This window comes from Nocardioides salarius, assembly GCF_016907435.1.
Lineage (GTDB): Bacteria > Actinomycetota > Actinomycetes > Propionibacteriales > Nocardioidaceae > Nocardioides > Nocardioides salarius.
Genome location: NZ_JAFBBZ010000001.1, coordinates 1,451,032 through 1,467,661 on the forward strand (window position 1 = coordinate 1,451,032; position 16,630 = coordinate 1,467,661).

15 protein-coding genes are annotated in these 16,630 nt (G+C 72.6%); 9 read left to right on the forward strand and 6 right to left on the reverse strand.

Annotated features, from left to right (window positions below; genetic code table 11):
- The first annotated feature begins 204 nt into the window (after positions 1 to 204).
- On the forward strand, positions 205 to 894 hold the full coding sequence (locus JOE61_RS07050) for an aspartate/glutamate racemase family protein (protein ID WP_193670187.1): 690 nt from the start codon (positions 205 to 207) through the stop codon (positions 892 to 894).
- A 17-nt stretch (positions 895 to 911) separates the two neighbouring features.
- Positions 912 to 1,442 carry a GNAT family N-acetyltransferase gene (locus tag JOE61_RS07055; protein WP_193670188.1) on the forward strand — a complete coding sequence of 177 codons (531 nt, stop codon included), beginning with the start codon at positions 912 to 914 and terminating at the stop codon, positions 1,440 to 1,442.
- A gap of 130 nt (positions 1,443 to 1,572) precedes the next feature.
- On the opposite strand, the gene JOE61_RS07060 is transcribed toward JOE61_RS07055, so the two are convergent.
- The 3 genes from JOE61_RS07060 to JOE61_RS07070 all read right to left on the reverse strand — a co-directional run bounded on the left by JOE61_RS07060 (position 1,573) and on the right by JOE61_RS07070 (position 4,975).
- A complete protein-coding gene (locus JOE61_RS07060) occupies positions 1,573 to 2,901 on the reverse strand; it encodes an ISL3 family transposase (RefSeq protein WP_193671201.1) in 1,329 nt (442 codons plus the stop codon).
- Positions 2,902 to 3,027: 126 nt separating this feature from the next.
- Positions 3,028 to 4,440 (reverse strand): protealysin inhibitor emfourin, encoded by a 1,413-nt coding sequence (locus JOE61_RS07065; protein WP_193670747.1) that lies wholly within the window; start codon positions 4,438 to 4,440, stop codon positions 3,028 to 3,030.
- A gap of 64 nt (positions 4,441 to 4,504) precedes the next feature.
- Positions 4,505 to 4,975, reverse strand: a complete 471-nt coding sequence (locus JOE61_RS07070) for a PPOX class F420-dependent oxidoreductase (RefSeq protein WP_193670746.1) — start codon at positions 4,973 to 4,975, stop codon at positions 4,505 to 4,507.
- 75 nt (positions 4,976 to 5,050) lie between these two features.
- Here JOE61_RS07070 and JOE61_RS07075 point away from each other — a divergent pair, with 75 nt between their 5' ends.
- From JOE61_RS07075 to JOE61_RS07090, 4 genes are all read left to right on the forward strand, one after another.
- The gene (locus tag JOE61_RS07075; RefSeq protein WP_193670745.1) at positions 5,051 to 6,109 is read left to right on the forward strand and encodes an SDR family NAD(P)-dependent oxidoreductase; all 1,059 of its coding nucleotides are present in this window, start codon (positions 5,051 to 5,053) and stop codon (positions 6,107 to 6,109) included.
- A complete protein-coding gene (heR, locus tag JOE61_RS07080; protein WP_193670744.1) occupies positions 6,106 to 6,906 on the forward strand; it encodes a heliorhodopsin HeR in 801 nt (266 codons plus the stop codon). Before JOE61_RS07075 ends, heR begins: the two co-directional genes overlap by 4 nt.
- Before the next feature lie 203 nt (positions 6,907 to 7,109).
- Positions 7,110 to 9,008, forward strand: coding sequence for a translational GTPase TypA (gene typA / locus JOE61_RS07085; protein ID WP_193670743.1), 1,899 nt, complete (start codon positions 7,110 to 7,112; stop codon positions 9,006 to 9,008).
- A gap of 135 nt (positions 9,009 to 9,143) precedes the next feature.
- Positions 9,144 to 9,902, forward strand: a complete 759-nt coding sequence (locus JOE61_RS07090; protein WP_193670742.1) for a tyrosine-protein phosphatase — start codon at positions 9,144 to 9,146, stop codon at positions 9,900 to 9,902.
- Position 9,903: 1 nt separating this feature from the next.
- Here the strand turns inward: JOE61_RS07090 and JOE61_RS07095 are convergent, their stop codons facing one another.
- Positions 9,904 to 10,866, reverse strand: a complete 963-nt coding sequence (locus JOE61_RS07095) for a hypothetical protein (RefSeq protein ID WP_193670741.1) — start codon at positions 10,864 to 10,866, stop codon at positions 9,904 to 9,906.
- A 41-nt stretch (positions 10,867 to 10,907) separates the two neighbouring features.
- On the opposite strand from JOE61_RS07095, the gene JOE61_RS07100 reads away from it, so the two are divergent.
- The 3 genes from JOE61_RS07100 to JOE61_RS07110 all read left to right on the forward strand — a co-directional run bounded on the left by JOE61_RS07100 (position 10,908) and on the right by JOE61_RS07110 (position 15,342).
- Positions 10,908 to 12,311 (forward strand): MFS transporter, encoded by a 1,404-nt coding sequence (locus JOE61_RS07100; RefSeq protein WP_193670740.1) that lies wholly within the window; start codon positions 10,908 to 10,910, stop codon positions 12,309 to 12,311.
- A 479-nt stretch (positions 12,312 to 12,790) separates the two neighbouring features.
- Complete coding sequence (locus tag JOE61_RS07105; protein WP_193670739.1) at positions 12,791 to 14,047, forward strand: IS110 family RNA-guided transposase; 1,257 nt, start codon at positions 12,791 to 12,793, stop codon at positions 14,045 to 14,047.
- Positions 14,048 to 14,172: 125 nt separating this feature from the next.
- Positions 14,173 to 15,342 (forward strand): hypothetical protein, encoded by a 1,170-nt coding sequence (locus JOE61_RS07110; protein ID WP_193670738.1) that lies wholly within the window; start codon positions 14,173 to 14,175, stop codon positions 15,340 to 15,342.
- Positions 15,343 to 15,367: 25 nt separating this feature from the next.
- Here JOE61_RS07110 and JOE61_RS07115 read toward each other — a convergent pair whose 3' ends face one another.
- Positions 15,368 to 15,949, reverse strand: coding sequence for an RES family NAD+ phosphorylase (locus tag JOE61_RS07115; RefSeq protein ID WP_193670737.1), 582 nt, complete (start codon positions 15,947 to 15,949; stop codon positions 15,368 to 15,370).
- Between the two features lie 50 nt (positions 15,950 to 15,999).
- Positions 16,000 to 16,551: a hypothetical protein gene (locus JOE61_RS07120; RefSeq protein ID WP_193670736.1), complete on the reverse strand. Its 552-nt coding sequence runs from the start codon at positions 16,549 to 16,551 to the stop codon at positions 16,000 to 16,002.
- Between the last annotated feature and the right edge of the window lie 79 nt (positions 16,552 to 16,630).

Sequence of the window (16,630 nt, forward strand, 5' to 3'; positions counted from 1 at the left end):
GGCCGAGGAACGAGGCCGTGACAGGCGTGTCGAGATCTACCGCCAGACGTGAACTCGTGAACGTCTGGTGCGGTGGAGATCGAGCGAGCCCACGGCCGAGGAACGAGGCCGTGACAGGCGTGTCGAGATCTACCGCCAGGGCGCAGGAGTGACCGGTGGGTGGTGCAGAACCGACTGCTCGTCCGGACGTGAGAGACTGCGCCGGTGCAGACCATCGGACTCATCGGCGGGATGAGCTGGGAGAGCAGCGCCGCCTACTACGAAGCCCTCAACACCGGTGTGGAGAAGCGCCTCGGCGACCTCCACTCGGCCCGCACCGTGATGACCTCGGTCGACTTCGCGGAGGTCACGGCCCTGCAGGAGGCCGAGGACTGGGACGCCGTCGCCGCGCTCCTCGTCGCGGCCGCCCAGGGCGTCGAGCGCGCCGGCGCCGACTTCCTGATGCTGTGCACCACGACGTTCCACCGGGTCGCCGACCAGGTCGCCGCGGCGGTCGACATCCCGCTTCTGCACCTGGCCGACGTGCTCGCCGACGCCTGCGTGGCCAACGACGTCAAGGAGGTCGGCTTCCTCGGCACGACCTTCGCGATGGAGCGCTCGTTCTTCACCGACCGGCTGCGTGAGCGGGGGCTGACGGTGCACGTGCCGCAGCCCGACCACCACGAGACGGTCAACCGGATCATCTACGACGAGCTCGTCCACGGCCGCGTGGTCACCAAGTCGCGCCGCACCGTGGTCGGCCTGATCGACGAGCTGTGGGACGCCGGCGCCGGCGCGGTCATCCTCGGCTGCACCGAGCTCGAGCTCCTCGTGCACCAGTCGGACGCCAACATCCCGGTGCTCGGCTCGACCAGCCTGCACGTCGAGGCCGCCCTGGCCCGCGCCCTGGCCTGACCTGACCTGGGGTCACCGTGGAGCTGGTCGCGGTCGGCAGCACCGACCTCGACCGGGCGACGCGGGGTCGCCTGCGCGCCCTGTGGGACCTCGCCTTCGACGGCCGTTTCGGTGACGACGACGAGTCCCACGCCTACGGCGGCGTCCACGTCGTGGCGTGGTCGGGTCCCGACCTGGTCGCGCACGCGAGTGCTGTCCCTCGACGGATCCGCTTCGACCGGACCTGGCACGGCGTCGGCTACGTCGAGGCCGTCGCCACCCACCCCGACCACCAGGGCCGCGGCGTCGGCCGCGCGACCATGCAGCGGCTGCAGGTCGAGATCGCTGAGCACTGGCCGGTCGCGATGCTCTCGACCGGCGCGACCACCGGGTTCTACGAACGGCTCGGCTGGGAGCGGTGGCGGGGCACGTCGTACACCCGCTCCCCCGCCGGCACCGTCGCCGACGGCGAGCACGACGGCCTGATGATCCTGCGCCTCGACCCCGCCCTGGTGCCCGACCTGGGGGTGGACGTGACCTGCGAGGACCGGCCCGGAGACGCCTGGTGACGGTCGGTGGGAGGTTTGCGCCGGGTCGGCGGGTGATTTGCGCCGGGTCGACGGGAGGTTTGAGCCGGGTCGGCGGGTGATTTGCGCCGGGTCGGCGGGAGGTTTGGGGCTCTCCTGTCTCTTCCGTGGGTCATGTGCGCCCGGGGAGGGTGGGCCGGTGGCCGCCGAGGTTGAGCATGGCCAGCGCGATGAGGGCTTCGGGTGATCTGAATCCGAAGGCGACGCGGGTGATGAGTCGGATCTTGGTGTTGATCGATTCGATGCGTCCGTTGGACAGGTCGTGCTCGATGGCGGCCAGGATCGATGTGCGGTGCTTGGTGATTCGTCGTTGCAGCTCGACGAAGGAGGGAAGCCGGCATCTTCGGGCCCAGGCGATCCAGGCATCGAGGGCCTCGCAGGCTTGGTTGTAGGGCAGCTGGAAGACCACGCGCAGACCTTCTTTGAGCAGGTAGGCGCGGTGGAGGCGTGGATCGGTCTTGGCGATCCACTCAAGCTTGGCGCGTTGACGGGTGGTGAGGTTCTCGGGGTTCTTCCACAGCGCGTAGCGGGCACGTTTGAGGCCGCGTGCGCGACCGGTCGCGTCGTGTCGTCGCCCTTGGGGGCCGTGGCCGGGGCCGTTGCCGTACGTGCCGCCGGGGGCACGACGCGCGTTGTTCCACGCTGCGCGGCGTTCGACGTCGAGGGCCTCGGTGGCCCAGCCCACCACGTGGAAGGGATCAGCGCAGCGCACCGCCTGGGGACATCGTTGCGCCACCACGTCGCTGATCCACTGCGCGCCGTCGGCGCTGACATGGGTGATCTGAGCGCACCGACCGGGCGAGGACTCCTCGAGAGCATCGAAGAACCGGCCCAGGGTCTCGCGGTCGCGTCCGGGCTGGGCCCAGATGAGTCGTCCGGTGTCGTGGTCGACGACCACGGTCAGGTACTTGTGGCCGCGCTTGTAGGAGATCTCATCGATGCCGATTCGTCGCAGGCCGGCGAACTGGTCGATCCCGGCCGCGGTGTCGGCCCACACCCTGGTGATGATCGAGCCCACCGTGCGCCACGCGATGCGCATCAGCTGGGTCACCGCGCTCTTGGAGCACTGCGTGGCCAACCAGGCGACCTGTTGATCAAAGGCACGGGTGTGCCCGGCCCCGTGGCGTGCCCAGGGCACCTGCCGGACCGTGGGGCCATGCACTGCGCACCGGACCCGCGGCGAATCGGCTTCCAAGTACACCTGGATGACACCGAGGTCCAGGGCCCGCCAGCGTCGGCGGTCCTCGCCAGGGTCGTACCAGCTGCTGGGTGCCCCGCACACCCCGCAGCGGCCGCGTTTGGCGCGACGTGGGCGCACGTGAGCGACCAGGACACCCCCGAGTGACCCGTCGGAATCGGCGTCCTGGTTGAACTCGACACCCTCGATCACCGCTGTCGCATCGACGCCCAACAAGGCGCGCCATAGGCTGGCGTCCCGCACGCCGTTCTCCTGCCCTTGGTTTCGGACTCTAGACAAGCCAGAAACCTAGACAGAGAACGGCGTGCGCCACATCAGGCCACGCTCAGCGACCCACGGAAGGGTCACAAGAGCCAGGTTTGGGCCGGGTCAGCGGTGGCCCAGGTCCAGGACGAGCTCGACGAGGCGCGCCAGGTCGGGGGTGAGGGCCTGCTCCCCGACCTGGGCGCAGTCGCCGCAGACGTCGAGGTCGTAGACGAACCGGTCGGGCTGGGGGGCCGGCTGGTGGGCCGCGACCGCGGTGACGTCGACGCGCGCTGCGAGGCCGCGCAGCTCGGGCACCCGGGGGTCGTCGGAGGCGAGGTCGACGTCGGCCTCGGCGGGCACGCCCACGAACCCCCCGGTACGCCGCACCCGCACCACCCCCGTGGCCGGCACCGTGGCCGGCACCGTGGCCGGCGCGGTGGCCGGCGCGGTCGCCGGCCCACCCCCGCCGTCCCCTGAGGTCCGCGGCGCCCCGGCGCCGGTCGGCGCGACCGCCCGGGGCTCGACCCCGACGGCGTCCCAGGCCGCGGCGACGGCCTCGGCGTGCCGGCCCGCGGTGGCCAGGGTCGCGGCCGCGAAGCCGGCGAAGTCGGTGCGCGGGCCGACGAGCCCACCGCTCAGCGCGTCGTACCAGACCTGGCCGGCGCCGGCCCAGGTCGTGCCGCGGGGCCCGGGGTCGGCGGCGCCGATGGCGAGTGCGGCGAGGTGGAAGGCGCGGTTGGGGATGCCGGAGTTGAGGTGCACCCCGCCGTGGTCGTCGGTGGTGACGACGAAGTCGTCCAGGTGCCCGGGCTGCGGGTCGCGGCCCAGCCGCGGGTCGTCGTAGGCCGAGCCGGGCTGGGCCATGTCGCGCAGCCCGCGGGCCTGCACGCCGGGCAGGAAGAGGCCCTCGCCGATGAGCCAGTCGCCCTGGTCGGGGCGCTGGTCGAGCAGCCGCTGCTTGAGGCAGGCCGCGACCACGTCGGAGACGTGCTCGTTGAGCGCGCCCGGCTGGTCTGCGTACACCAGGCCGGCGGTGTGCTCGGTCAGCGCGTGCGCCAGCTCGTGGCCCAGCACGTCGACGGGCTTGGTGAACCGGTCGAAGACGACGCCGTCGCCGTCGCCGAAGACCAGCTGGGTGCCGTCCCAGAAGGCGTTGGCGTAGTCGCGGCCGTAGTGCACCGTGAGCGAGACCGGCGCCCCGGCGCCGTCGTAGGAGTCGCGGCCCCACGCCTCGGCGAGCAGCGCCAGCGAGGCCGCGATGCCGGTGGCAGCCTCGTCGACCGCGGCGTCGCCGACGGCGGGCGCCCCGGCCGCGCGGGCCGGGCGGCCGGGCAGCGTGCTGGTCGACCCGGCGTCGTGCACGGTCCAGGCCCGCAGGCCGGGGGTGGTGATCAGCGCCGCCGCCGGCGCGGGCCCGGCGAGCCGCGCCGCGCGCAGCGCCTCGTCGACCGCGAGGGTGGCGTCGTACCCCAGCGCGCGCTGCAGGTAGGGCGGGACGAAGCAGTGCCGGGGCTCGCGCGCGGGTCCGAGGGTCATCTGCCCAGCCAACACCCGGGCGCCGACGCTGGGAAGACCCTCACGACGAGGCCCGGGAGGACCCTCAGGCGGGCGTCCGCTCCGGCGGGAAGCCGCCGGTGGCCACCGGGCCCCAGGAGACCGGCGTGATCCGCAGCAGCGACTTGCCCTGACGGCGCATCGCGGCTCGGTACTCCTCCCAGTCGGGGTGCTCGCCGGAGATGCAACGGAAGTACTCGACCAGCGCGTCCTCGGCCTCCGGCGAGGGCATGTCGAGCACCTCGGCGGTGCCGTCGACCTGCACGTAGGGCCCGTCCCAGTCGTCGGAGTGCACCAGCACCGTGGCCTCGGCGCGGCGGCGCAGGTTGGCGGCCTTCGCGCGCTGCGGGTACGTCGAGATCACCAGCCGGCCGTCGGCGTCGACTCCGCCGGTCACGGGCGAGACCTGGGGGCGGCCGTCGGCGCGCAGCGTCATCAGCGTCATCTTGTGGCGGGGCCGCACGAACTCCAGCAGCCCGTCGAGGTCGACACGGTCGGTGGTCGCGATGGAGGCCATGTCGACGACGATAGCCACGCCCCACCCACCCCCAGGGGTCCTGGCCGGGCCCCCGGCGCGACCTAGGTTCGACGGATGCGGATCGACGGAGCACGGGTGCTGGTGGCGGGGGCGACGGGCGTGCTCGGCCGCGCCCTGGCCGTGGGGCTGCACGAGCAGGGCGCCCGCGTGGTGGCCGCCGGGCGCGACCCAGACCGCCTCGCCGAGGTGGCCGCGGCCCTGGGCACCGGCGCCCAGCACCTCGACGTGGTCGACGCCGGCTCCTGCGCCGCGGCCGTGCGGGGCGCGGCCGACGAGCTGGGCGGGCTCGACCTGCTGGTCGTCGCCACCGGTGCCGCCGGCTTCGGCCGCGCGGTCGAGCTGGAGGAGGCCGTCGCGGAGGAGCTCTTCGCGCTCAACGCCCTCGGGCCGATGGCGCTGGTGCGGGCGGCGGCGCCGTACGTCGCCGAGGCCCGCGACGGGCAGGGCACCGTCGCGGTGCTCAGCGCCGTGCTGGCCGAGGGGCTGCACGAGCAGGGTGCGCGGGTGGTGGCCGCCGGGCGCGACCCCGACCGCCTCGCCGAGGTGGCCGAGGCCCTGGGCACCGGCGGCCAGCACCTCGACGTGGTCGACGCCGGCTCCTGCGCCGCGGCCGTGCGGGGCGCGGCCGACGAGCTGGGCGGGCTCGACCTGCTGGTCGTCGCCACCGGCGCCGCCGGATTCGGACGCGCGGTCGAGCTGGAGGAGGCCGTCGCGGAGGAGCTCTTCGCGGTCAACACCCTCGGGCCGATGGCGCTGGTGCGCGCGGCGGCGCCGTACGTCGCCGAGGCCCGCGACGGGCAGGGCACCGTCGCGGTGCTCAGCGCCGTGCTGGCCGACCTGCCGACCGCGGGGATGGCCGACTACTCGGCGGCCAAGGCGGCGCTGGCGACCTGGCTGCAGGTGCTGCGCCGCGAGGAGCGCCGCTCCTTCCGGGTGCTCGACGCGCGCCCGCCGCACCTCGACACCGGCCTCGACACCCGCGCCCTGGCCGGCACCGCGCCACGACTTCCCGCGCCCCTGCCTCACGAGCGCGTCGTGGCGGCCATGATGGAGGCGATCGGTGGCGAGGCCACCGAGGTCGTGATGGACGGCAAGGAGCTGGTGGTCCGATGACGCACGCGAAGCACGTCTCACCCGAGCGGGAGCGGCCGGTGGCCAGCGGCGTCACCGACGAGGCCCTGACCTCCCTGAAGCGCTGGAACATCGGCCTGGCCGTGCTGCACGCCGCCCAGGCGGTGGCGGTGCTGGTGCTGGCCAGCGGCTTCGCGATCAGCGTCACCTCGTCGTTCCCCCAGGGCCCGCCGGGCACCCCGCCCCCGGCACCCGAGGCGCTCTTCGACGTGCGCATCGGCTGGGCGATCGCGGCGTTCCTGCTGCTCGCCGCGCTCGACCACGGGCTGACCGGCACGCTGCTGCGCCGGCGCTACGAGCAGGGGCTGCGCGACGGCATCAACCGGTTCCGCTGGGTGGAGTACTCCGTCAGCGCGACGCTGATGATCGTCCTGATCGCCTTCTACAACGGCATCACCGGCATCGAGGCGCTGGTCGCGATCATCGGCGCCAACGTCTCGATGATCCTCTTCGGCTGGGTCCAGGAGGTGATGAACCCGCCGGGGCGCGAGCGCACCACGATGCTGCCCTTCTGGTTCGGCACCCTGGCCGGCATCGCCCCGTGGGTCGCGATCGTGGTCAACACCGTCGGCGCCGACACCGTGCCCGGGTTCGTCTACGGCATCGTCGGCTCGCTGTTCGTCTTCTTCATGAGCTTCGGCGTCAACCAGTGGCTGCAGTACAAGCAGGTCGGCCCGTGGCGCTCCTACGCCTTCGGCGAGAAGGCCTACCTGGTGCTCAGCCTGGTCGCCAAGAGCGCCCTGGCCTGGCAGATCTTCGGTGGCTCGCTGGCCGGCTGAGCCGACCTGGCACGTGCGACGGAGTCCCCGGCTGACCGGGTACTCATGCGCTTGTCAGGGGTTGCAACACCCGACAAGTGACGGAGTCCCCGGCCGGCCGGGGACTCATGCAGGCCGCACGAATCGGCGTACGACGCCGCCCGCCGTAGAATCGTCGAGGCCGGAACCGGCCGTTTCGTCAATCGAAAGCGACGCCGCGCCGCATGTCTGGACAGACCACTCGTACCGATCTCCGCAACGTCGCCATCGTGGCGCACGTCGACCACGGCAAGACCACGCTGGTCGACGCCATGCTCCGCCAGGGCGGTGCGTTCACCGAGCACCAGGCCGAGGGTGTGGCCGAGCGCGTCATGGACTCCGGTGACCTCGAGCGCGAGAAGGGCATCACCATCCTCGCGAAGAACACCGCGATCCACTACGCCGGCCCGGCCGCCGGCGGGAAGCCGATGACGATCAACATCATCGACACCCCCGGCCACGCCGACTTCGGTGGCGAGGTCGAGCGCGGGCTGTCGATGGTCGACGGCATCGTGCTGCTGGTCGACGCCTCGGAGGGTCCGCTGCCGCAGACCCGCTTCGTGCTGCGCAAGGCGCTCAACGCCGACATGCCGGTGATCCTGGTCGTCAACAAGACCGACCGTGGCGACGCCCGCATCGCCGAGGTCGTCGACGAGACCTACGAGCTGTTCATGGACCTCCTCGACGAGAGCCACAGCCAGGACGCGCTCGACTTCCCGGTCGTCTACGCCTCGGGTCGCGCCGGTGTCGCGGGCACCGACCAGCCCGCCAACGGCGAGCTGCCCGACTCCCCCGACCTCGAGCCGCTCTTCCAGACGATCCTCGACACGATCCCCGCCCCGACCTACACCGAGGGCGCGCCGCTGCAGGCGCACGTCACCAACCTCGACTCCTCCCCGTTCCTGGGCCGTCTCGCGCTGGTGCGCGTGCACGAGGGCACCTTGAAGAAGGGCCAGACCGTCGCGTGGATGAAGCGCGACGGCGAGACCAAGAACGTGCGGATCACCGAGCTGCTGGTCACCGAGGGCCTCGAGCGCAAGCCCGGCGAGTCCGCGGGCCCCGGCGACATCGTCGCGATCGCGGGCATCCCCGACATCACCATCGGCGAGACCCTGGCCGACCCGGAGAACCCGGTCGCGCTGCCGCTCATCCACGTCGACGAGCCGGCCATCTCGATGACGATCGGCACCAACACCAGCCCGCTGGTGGGCCGCGTCAAGGGCGCCAAGGTCACCGCGCGCCTGGTCAAGGACCGCCTCGACCAGGAGCTGATCGGCAACGTCTCGCTGCGCGTGCTGCCCACCGAGCGCCCCGACGCCTGGGAGGTGCAGGGCCGCGGCGAGCTGGCCCTGGCCATCCTGGTCGAGCAGATGCGCCGCGAGGGCTTCGAGCTGACCGTCGGCAAGCCGCAGGTGGTCACCAAGGAGGTCAACGGCAAGGTCCACGAGCCCGTGGAGCGCCTGACCATCGACGCGCCCGAGGAGTACCTCGGCACGATCACCGAGCTGCTGGCCTCCCGCAAGGGCCGCATGGAGCAGATGACCAACCACGGCACCGGCTGGGTGCGCATGGAGTTCCTGGTCCCGGCCCGTGGCCTGATCGGCTTCCGCACCGAGTTCCTCACCGACACCCGCGGCACCGGCATCGCCCACCACATCTCCGAGGGCTACGAGCCGTGGGCCGGCGAGATCCGCTCGCGCAACAACGGCTCGCTGGTCGCCGACCGCAAGGGTGCCGCGACGGCGTACGCCATGACCTCGCTGCAGGAGCGTGGCGTGCTGTTCGTCGAGCCGACCACCGAGGTCTACGAGGGCATGATCGTCGGCGAGAACTCGCGTGCCGACGACATGGACGTCAACATCACCAAGGAGAAGCAGCAGACCAACATCCGCTCCGCGACCTCCGACAACTTCGAGAAGCTCATCCCGCCGAAGAAGCTGTCGCTGGAGCAGTGCCTGGAGTTCTGCCGCGACGACGAGTGCGTCGAGGTGACCTCCGAGCAGGTCCGCATCCGCAAGGTGGTGCTCGACGCCAACTCGCGCGCCAAGACCGCCTCGCAGGCACGCAAGGCCAACAAGTCCTGACCCCAGGACCGGCCCGGCCCTGACGCCGTACGCCGCAGCGCCCCGCTCCCCTCGTGGGAGCGGGGCGCTCGCCGTTGCGGCCCGTGGCCGACCCGGGGACCGGTCGGCTACCACCGACCAGGGACGATCGGGGGCGTGAGCACCGCACCCTCCCCCGCTTCCGGGACCACCCAAGGCACCGCGCCCGACCTGCTGAACCTGCGCGACGTCGGCGGCCTGAGCACCACCGACGGCCGCACGGTGCGACCCGGGGTGCTGCTGCGCTGCGCGACGCCGGCCTTCGTCGACGACGAGCAGGTGGCGCGGCTGGTCGACGAGCTCGGGGTCGCGACCCGGGTCGACCTGCGCAGCGAGAAGGAGGCGGCCGAGGCGACCAGCGCGGCCTTCGACGCCGTCGCGGTCGAGCACCTCGAGGTGCACGCGGGCGAGACCCGCTGGGACTTCGACTCAGCGCACCTCAGCGACTGGGTGGCCGGGCACTACCTGCGCTTCACCGAGCACTCCCCCGACTCGCTGGTCGCCTTCGCGCGCCTGGTGGGCGACCCGGGCCGCACCGCGGTGCTGGCGCACTGCACCGCCGGCAAGGACCGCACCGGCACCGCGGTCGCGCTGACCCTGGCCGCCGTGGGCGTGCACGAGGACGACGTGGTCGCCGACTACGCCCGCACCGAGCAGGCGATGCCGCTGCTGCGCGAGCAGTTCACCCGGCTGCCGTCCTACCAGGAGCGGCTGGCGGCGCTGCCGGCCGAGGCGTTCGGCTCCACGCCCGAGACGATGCGGCGCTTCCTGCGCCTGGTCGAGCAGACGTACGGCGGGGCGCGGGCCTACCTGCGCACCCACGGGCTCACCGACGCCGAGCTGGCCGGCCTCGAGCGGCACCTGCTGGGCGACTGACTCAGGAGTCGGCGCCCAGCAGCTCCTGGCGCCGGCCCACGAGCACCGCCTCGCGCGACTCGGCCTGCAGCAGCCGGTCGACCAGGCGGCGGCGCACCTCGCCGACGGCCCCGCGGGCCTCGGCGACCCGGGCGGCGGCCTCGCCGATCCGCTCGCGCACGGCCCAGTCGCTGAAGATGTTGTCGAACCACACGTCGAAGGCCCGCACCAGCTCGGTGACCTCGACGCCACCGACCGGCTCCATGCCGACGTCGGCGAGCTCGACGCCGAGGTCGGAGAGGGCGTCGTCGGCGCGGCGCATCAGTGCCTGCGCCTGGTCCATCCGGTCGTACTTGACCATGTCGGTGAGCAGGCCGCCGTCGAAGAAGGTGTCGGCGGTCGACCAGCCGCGCGCCGAGCTGAGCAGGTTGTCGGCCTGCGCGAGCGTGTCGAGGGCGATGTCGCAGGCCTCCAGCGCCTCGACCAGCTCGGTCGTCGTCGACCGGATCGCACCGAGGTCGGCGGCCACCTGGGCCAGCTCCTCGGCCTGGGGCCCGCCGGTCTCGAGCAGCCAGGCCTGCTTGGCGTCGAGCGCCGCGCTGCGGCGGGCGACCACGTCGCCGAGCGCGTCGTACGCCGCTCGCAGCGACGCGCAGGCCTCGCGGGCCCGGTCGCGGCGCAGCTCGACCACCGCGACGGTGTACTCGGCCTGGCGCTGCTCGGCCTGCTCGCGGTCGAGGTCGGACTCCCGGCTGCCGCGCAGCCCGGCCCAGATGCGCGTGGGGCTGAAGGACTCCAGGCGCTCCACGTCGGCGCGCTCGTCGGCCAGCCGCGAGCGGGCCTCGGCGACCTGCGCCTCGGCGTCGGCGAGCTCGGCGTCGGCCGCGGCCAGCCGGTGGGTCAGCCGGGCGTGCTCGGCCGCGGCCTCCAGCGCCGCCTCGAGGTCGGCCTGGATGCGGTGCGGATCGGGCGTGGGCTGGCTCACCCCTTCACCCTAGTGAGCGACGCAGGCCCTAGGTTCGGGTGGTGACCCGCCGCGCCGTCCCGCAGGTCGGCGCCGCCCCGTCGCGGGCGCTGATGCCGACGCTGGCGCTGCTGACGACGATCACCGCGGTGGTCAGCAGCCTGGGCGCGCCGCTGGTGCCCAGCGTCGCGACGGCGTACGACGTCCGGCTGGGCACCGCGCAGTGGTCGCTGACCGCGGCGCTGCTGGCCGGGGCGGTGGCGACGCCGGTGGTGGGCCGGTTCGCGAGCGGGCGGCTGCGCCGGCCCACGATCCTGGTCGGGCTGGGCGTGGTCACGCTGGGCACCGTGGTCTCAGCGGTCTCGGCCGCGCTGGGCGAGGGGTTCGGAGTCCTCGTCGCGGGGCGGGCGCTGCAGGGCGTCGGGATGGCGCTGCTGCCGCTGGCGATCGCGGTGGCCCGCGACGCGCTGCGCGCCGAGGGGCAGGACCGCGCGATCGCGCTGCTGTCGGTGACGACGGTCGCGGGCGCGGGGCTGGGCTACCCGGTGACCGCGCTGGTGGCCCAGCTCGGCGGGCTGGGGGCGGCGTACGCGCTGGGCACGCTGATGACCGGCCTGACCTGGCTGCTGGCGTGGCGGCACCTGCCCGGCAGCGCCGACGAGACCCCGGCGCGGGTCGACTGGTGGGGCGCGCTGCTGCTGAGCGCGGCGATGCTCGCGGTGCTGCTCGCGGTCACCGAGGGCGAGGTGTGGGGCTGGACCTCCGCGCGGGTGCTGGGCCTGGCGGTGGTGGGGGTGCTCGGCCTCGGGGTGTGGGTGCGCGCGACGCTGCGCAGCCCGACCCCGCTGGTCGACCTGCGCCTGGCGACCCGACCGGGCATCGCCGCGCCCAACCTGGTGGCGGCGGTCGCGGGGCTGGGCATGTACGCCCTGCTCACGCTGGTGGTGGTGCTGGTGCGCGCCGACGAGCCCGGCTTCGGGCTCGACCGCTCGGTGCTGGTCGCCGGGCTGATCCTGGTGCCCTACTCGCTGATGAGCGTGCTCGGCAACCAGCTCGCCACCCAGGTCCGCCGGCGGCTGGGGCCGCGCTGGCTGCTGCCGACCGGCTGCTCGATGTTCCTGGCCGCGACGCTGGGCCTGGGCCTCTTCCACGACCACCTGTGGCAGGCGCTGGTGGTGATGGCGCTCGGCGGTGCCGGCTCGGGCTTCACCTTCTCGAGCCTGGCGGTGCTGATGGTGCCGCACGTGCCCCGCGCCGAGACCGGCTCGGCGGTCGCATTCAACCAGGTGCTGCGCTACCTGGGCTTCACCGTCGGCAGCGCGCTGAGCGTCGCGCTGGTCGCGGCGTACGGCGGCGGCGACGGCGGGTTCACCGCCGCGCTGCTGACCCTGGCCTCGGTGTGGGTGGTGGCCGGCGTCGGCGCCGTCGTGCTCGACCGGGCCACGGTCCCCCGGCGGGCCGCCTGAACCACCCGCGACCCGGCCCAGACATCACGCTGACCCGGCCCATATCGCCGCTCGACCCGGCCTGAATGTTCCTTCGAGTCGGCCTGAATGTTCCTTCGAGTCGGCCCGAACCGCCCGCCACCACCCGCCTCAGGAGATGGTGACGCAACCGGGGACGAGGGCGGTACGGCGTTCGCCCGGGCTCTCGAGCAACCCAGCGGCCAACCCCGGGCCGCGCCGTGGCGCGGGAAGATCGGGGTCGGTGACGGTTCCCGCGTGGCGTTGTCGGGGTGATGCTTGGAGGGTGTCGGTCGTGACGGACCCCGAGCGTCTCTGGCGCCTTGAGCCTGCTTTCGAGCATGGGGCGGGGAGCTCCCACGAGAACCGTGGATTGTTGCCGTTGAGCACGCGTATTCAGACTTCCGAATCACTCGCTCCCCTCACGGCCGGCACCTGCGACGCCGGGTCGGCGTCGCCACCGGATCAAGGAGGACGCAGTGATGGAGGAAGTACATCCGCGGTGCGCGGGCATAGATATCGGCAAGAAGTTCGCGAAGGTCTGCGTGCGAACTCCCGGCGTGAATCCCCACAGCCGCAGGGCCAAAGAACGCATCAGCGAGGTTGTCACCACGTGGGGGTCGATGACCAACACCATCCTGGCGTTGCGTGAGCACCTGATCGAGCAGCAGGTCACGTTGGTGCTCATGGAAGCCACCAGCGACTACTGGAAGCCCTACTACTACTTGCTGGAGGACCTGCCGGGCTGCGAGGTGATGCTGGTCAACGCCCGACACGTCAAGAACGTGCCCGGCCGCAAGACCGACGTCAACGACGCGACCTGGCTGGCCCAGCTCGGAGCTCATGGTCTGGTCCGAGCCTCGTTCGTCCCTCCACCGGCGATCCGTGAGCTGCGCGACCTGACCCGCACCCGCAGCGCAGTGACTCGCGAACGCTCTCGCAAGGTGCTGCGCATGGAGAAGCTCCTCGAAGGAGCCGGCATCAAGTTGTCCTCGGTGGCATCCGATCTCACCGGGGTCTCTGCACGAGCAATGCTGAACGCTCTGTGCGCTGGCGAACGCAACCCTGAGGTCCTGGCCGACCTCGCGCACTGGTCAATGCGGGGCAAGAGCGGCGAGCTGATCGAGGCACTGACCGGACGCTTCAGCGACCATCACAGCTTCCTGGTGCGCGCGCACTTCGATCTCATCGACAAACACGACCAAGTGATCAGCGAGATCACCGACCGGATCGAGGCGATGATCGAACCCTTTCGCGACGCCCGAACCCTGATCTCATCGATTCCCGGCATCAGCAACCGAGTCGCCGAAGTCATCATCGCCGAGACCGGCGCCGACATGTCCCGCTTCCCCAGCCCCGCACACCTGGCCTCCTGGGCAGGAGTCTGCCCGGGCAACAACGAGTCGGCTGGAGTGGTGAAGTCCAGCAAGACAACCCACGGCAACGCCCACCTCAAAGGCGCCCTGGGCATCGCAGCTTTCGCCGCATCCCAAACCAAGAACACCTATCTAGCCGCCAAGTACCGACGCATCGCAGCACGTCGCGGCAAGAAACGAGCAGGCGTTGCGCTGCAGCACGACATGCTCAACGCAATCTGGCACATGCTCCAGACCGGAGAGCTCTACAACGACCCCGGCGCCGACTTCTTCACCACCCTGCGCCCCGAGCGCACCAAAGGCCGCGCCCTGCACCAGCTCGAACAACTCGGCTACACCGTCACCCTGGAGAAAGCCTGCTAACCCCGGCCAACTGTTTATCTTCGTATCAGCCACTTGTCGTCCACAGGGCCCTCGCGCGGAGCGCTGCTCCACAGGCCGAGCGAGACGGCCCCCGCGAAGCGCACGGCGCGCACAGGGTCGGTCCCATGAGCCGACGCCGCAAGCCCACCCGCCCCTACCGGTCCATCGCGAGCCAGATGTCGTCCGAGCACCACGAGGCGTTCGCCGCCTCCCAGGCCGCCGAGCTGCGCGGCGACTGGGCCGCGGCACTGCGCCACTACCGGCGGGTGCCGATGTTCCGCGACTCCACCTACGGCGAGCAGCTGGAGGTGCTGGCCGCCCTCGGCGACGACGCGCCGGGCTGGCTGGTGGCGCGGTGGCTGACCGTGACGGCCCGCCGCCACGGCGTCGACCAGCGGCGCTCCAAGGTCGCCTTCGAGGCCGGCATGGCCCTGGCCCACCCGCACGGGGTCGACCTCGAGGCGCTCGACCTCACCTACCCGGAGCAGGCGACCTCGCAGCTGTGGGGCCGCGACTGGATGATGCGCCAGCTCGAGGTCTACGAGCTCGGCGGCCTCCGCGACCTGCTCCTGCCCGTCCCGCCACCCGTCGGCCTCGCGCCCGAGCTCGTCGAGCGCGGCGGCCCGGTGACCCGGTGGGGCCGCGCCGCCATGGGCGGCTACCGGATCGGTGGTCTCGACGACGAGGTCCGCACCCTCCACGACGCCCGCAGCGGAGCACCGCGGGAGATCCTCGACCTGGGGCTCGGCGAGCAGGTCGACGAAGGCACCCACGTGCTGGGCCGGCTGGTGCCGGTCGACGACGAACCCGGTCTGGTGCTCGAGGGCCCACCGCTCGTGGTCGACGAGCCGACCGCCGCCGCGGTCGCGGGCCGGCCCCCGGGCTGGGCGGAGATCGTGGGCACCCGCATCGCCAGCCGCCGCCTGCCCCTGGGGTGCACGCTGCAGCCCGACGCGTCGCTGACCTCCGACCTGCCGCACCGCTCGTGGGTCTCGCTGCTCGGCCTGCCGATGGGCGAGCGGCCCGACCAGCGGCCCGACACGCTGGTCGGCCAGGCCGTCGCCGCCGCCCTGCGGATGGCCCGAGACCGCCCCGAGCGGGTGTCCGCCCACCGGCACCGCATCGGCGAGCTGATGATCGACCCGCTCCTCGACCACGAGCGGCTGGCACGGTTCGCGACGCCCCAGCACCTGCTCGCCTGGGACCACCTGGCCGATGCCGTCCCCGCGCTGGCCCGCGCCCGCTGCCAGGAGATGGTGGTCTGGTGCGACGCCGCGGGAGAGGCGACGGGCTGAGCGCGTCCCGAGCACCGGGCATCGCTCAGGACGGTGGCATGACGTCGACACGGAGCGGGGCGCAGAGGTCCACCAACCAGTCGAAGTCCGTGCCGGCTGCGAGCACCCGGCCGTACGTCGGGTCCTGGGCGAGGGCGTCGCCCGCCCGGTCCCCGAAGATGACCTGGGCCTGCGTGTTGTTGCACCGGCTCGACATCCACTCGAGCCCGTCGTAACCGGCCGCGTGCGCCGCGCGCGCCCAGTGGACGGTCTGGGCGTAGACCCCCGGACCGTGCACGTCGACCACATCGGTGTCGGTGACACCGAGCCGTCGCAGCCCCAGTCCGTGGAGGGCCGCCAGGCGCAGGTCGCGCTGCACCGTCAGGCGACCCATGACCCGGCGTGCGTAGTCGTCGTGGCTCAGCACGCCGCCGGTGGCCGGCACGTCGCGCAGCAGGGTCTCCGCGACCGCCGCCTCCTCGCTCATCGCGGTGTAGAGGACCGGCACCACCGGGTCACCGAAGAAGGCGAACCGGGACGGCCCTCCGACACCGGGGTTGAACTGCGCCACGGTGAACGCATTGTCGTGGACCCGGTAGAGACGTGTCCCGGCGCGCAGCACGGACACCGCGGGCGTGAACGGGTCGGGCGGTCGGGGCAGGGATCGGCGAGCAGCCCTCACCAGGCGGTTCCGAACGCGGAACTGGCCGCCTCCGCCACCGCGGTCGGGTCGTCAGCGAGGTAGACAGCAGGCGGGACCCCGTCGAAGAAGCTGCTCGGGCTGCTGAGCCACTCGACCAGGCCACGCTCGGAGCGGCCCGCCGCCGCGGCCGTCCGGACGAGGTCGCCGATCACCGCGAGCGGGCGACCGTCCGCGTCGAACTGGAAACCGGGGAAGTAGAGGCGGGCACCACGCTTGAGAGCCACCAGCCTCCCCTCGGCACGCGCCTGGAGGGCGGCGTTGCCGGGGCGCCCGGCGCTCGAGCCGAGTCGCCGCCCCGCGGCTGCCGAGTCGAGGAGCCCGAACTGCGCATCGATGCGGTCGTACAGGTTCTCCTGTGCCTGGGTGGCACGCGCCAGCTGGGGCGACGCCCCGCGGGCGACGGCGTGCATCGCAGGACCCAGGGCAGCCACGGACGCCAGCATCTCCTCGTGGACCCGCGCCAGTCGGTCGGCCTCGCCCCTGAACTCGACGAGATCGTCGTCGGCCGTGCGTGCGTGCGTCGCCATCGCCCACCTCCAGAGCATCTAGTGTAGTCATGCGTTTCGTGCAGCACCACAGCATGCACGGAACGCATGCGCGATGACG

Coding starts and splice junctions, on each gene's coding strand:
- JOE61_RS07105 (WP_193670739.1), top strand. CDS start 12,791: ATGGAGGAAGTACATCCGCGGTGCGCGGGCATAGATATCGGCAAGAAG.
- JOE61_RS07120 (WP_193670736.1), bottom strand. CDS start 16,551: ATGGCGACGCACGCACGCACGGCCGACGACGATCTCGTCGAGTTCAGG.
- heR (WP_193670744.1), top strand. CDS start 6,106: ATGACGCACGCGAAGCACGTCTCACCCGAGCGGGAGCGGCCGGTGGCC.
- typA (WP_193670743.1), top strand. CDS start 7,110: ATGTCTGGACAGACCACTCGTACCGATCTCCGCAACGTCGCCATCGTG.
- JOE61_RS07075 (WP_193670745.1), top strand. CDS start 5,051: ATGCGGATCGACGGAGCACGGGTGCTGGTGGCGGGGGCGACGGGCGTG.
- JOE61_RS07065 (WP_193670747.1), bottom strand. CDS start 4,440: ATGACCCTCGGACCCGCGCGCGAGCCCCGGCACTGCTTCGTCCCGCCC.
- JOE61_RS07110 (WP_193670738.1), top strand. CDS start 14,173: ATGAGCCGACGCCGCAAGCCCACCCGCCCCTACCGGTCCATCGCGAGC.
- JOE61_RS07070 (WP_193670746.1), bottom strand. CDS start 4,975: ATGGCCTCCATCGCGACCACCGACCGTGTCGACCTCGACGGGCTGCTG.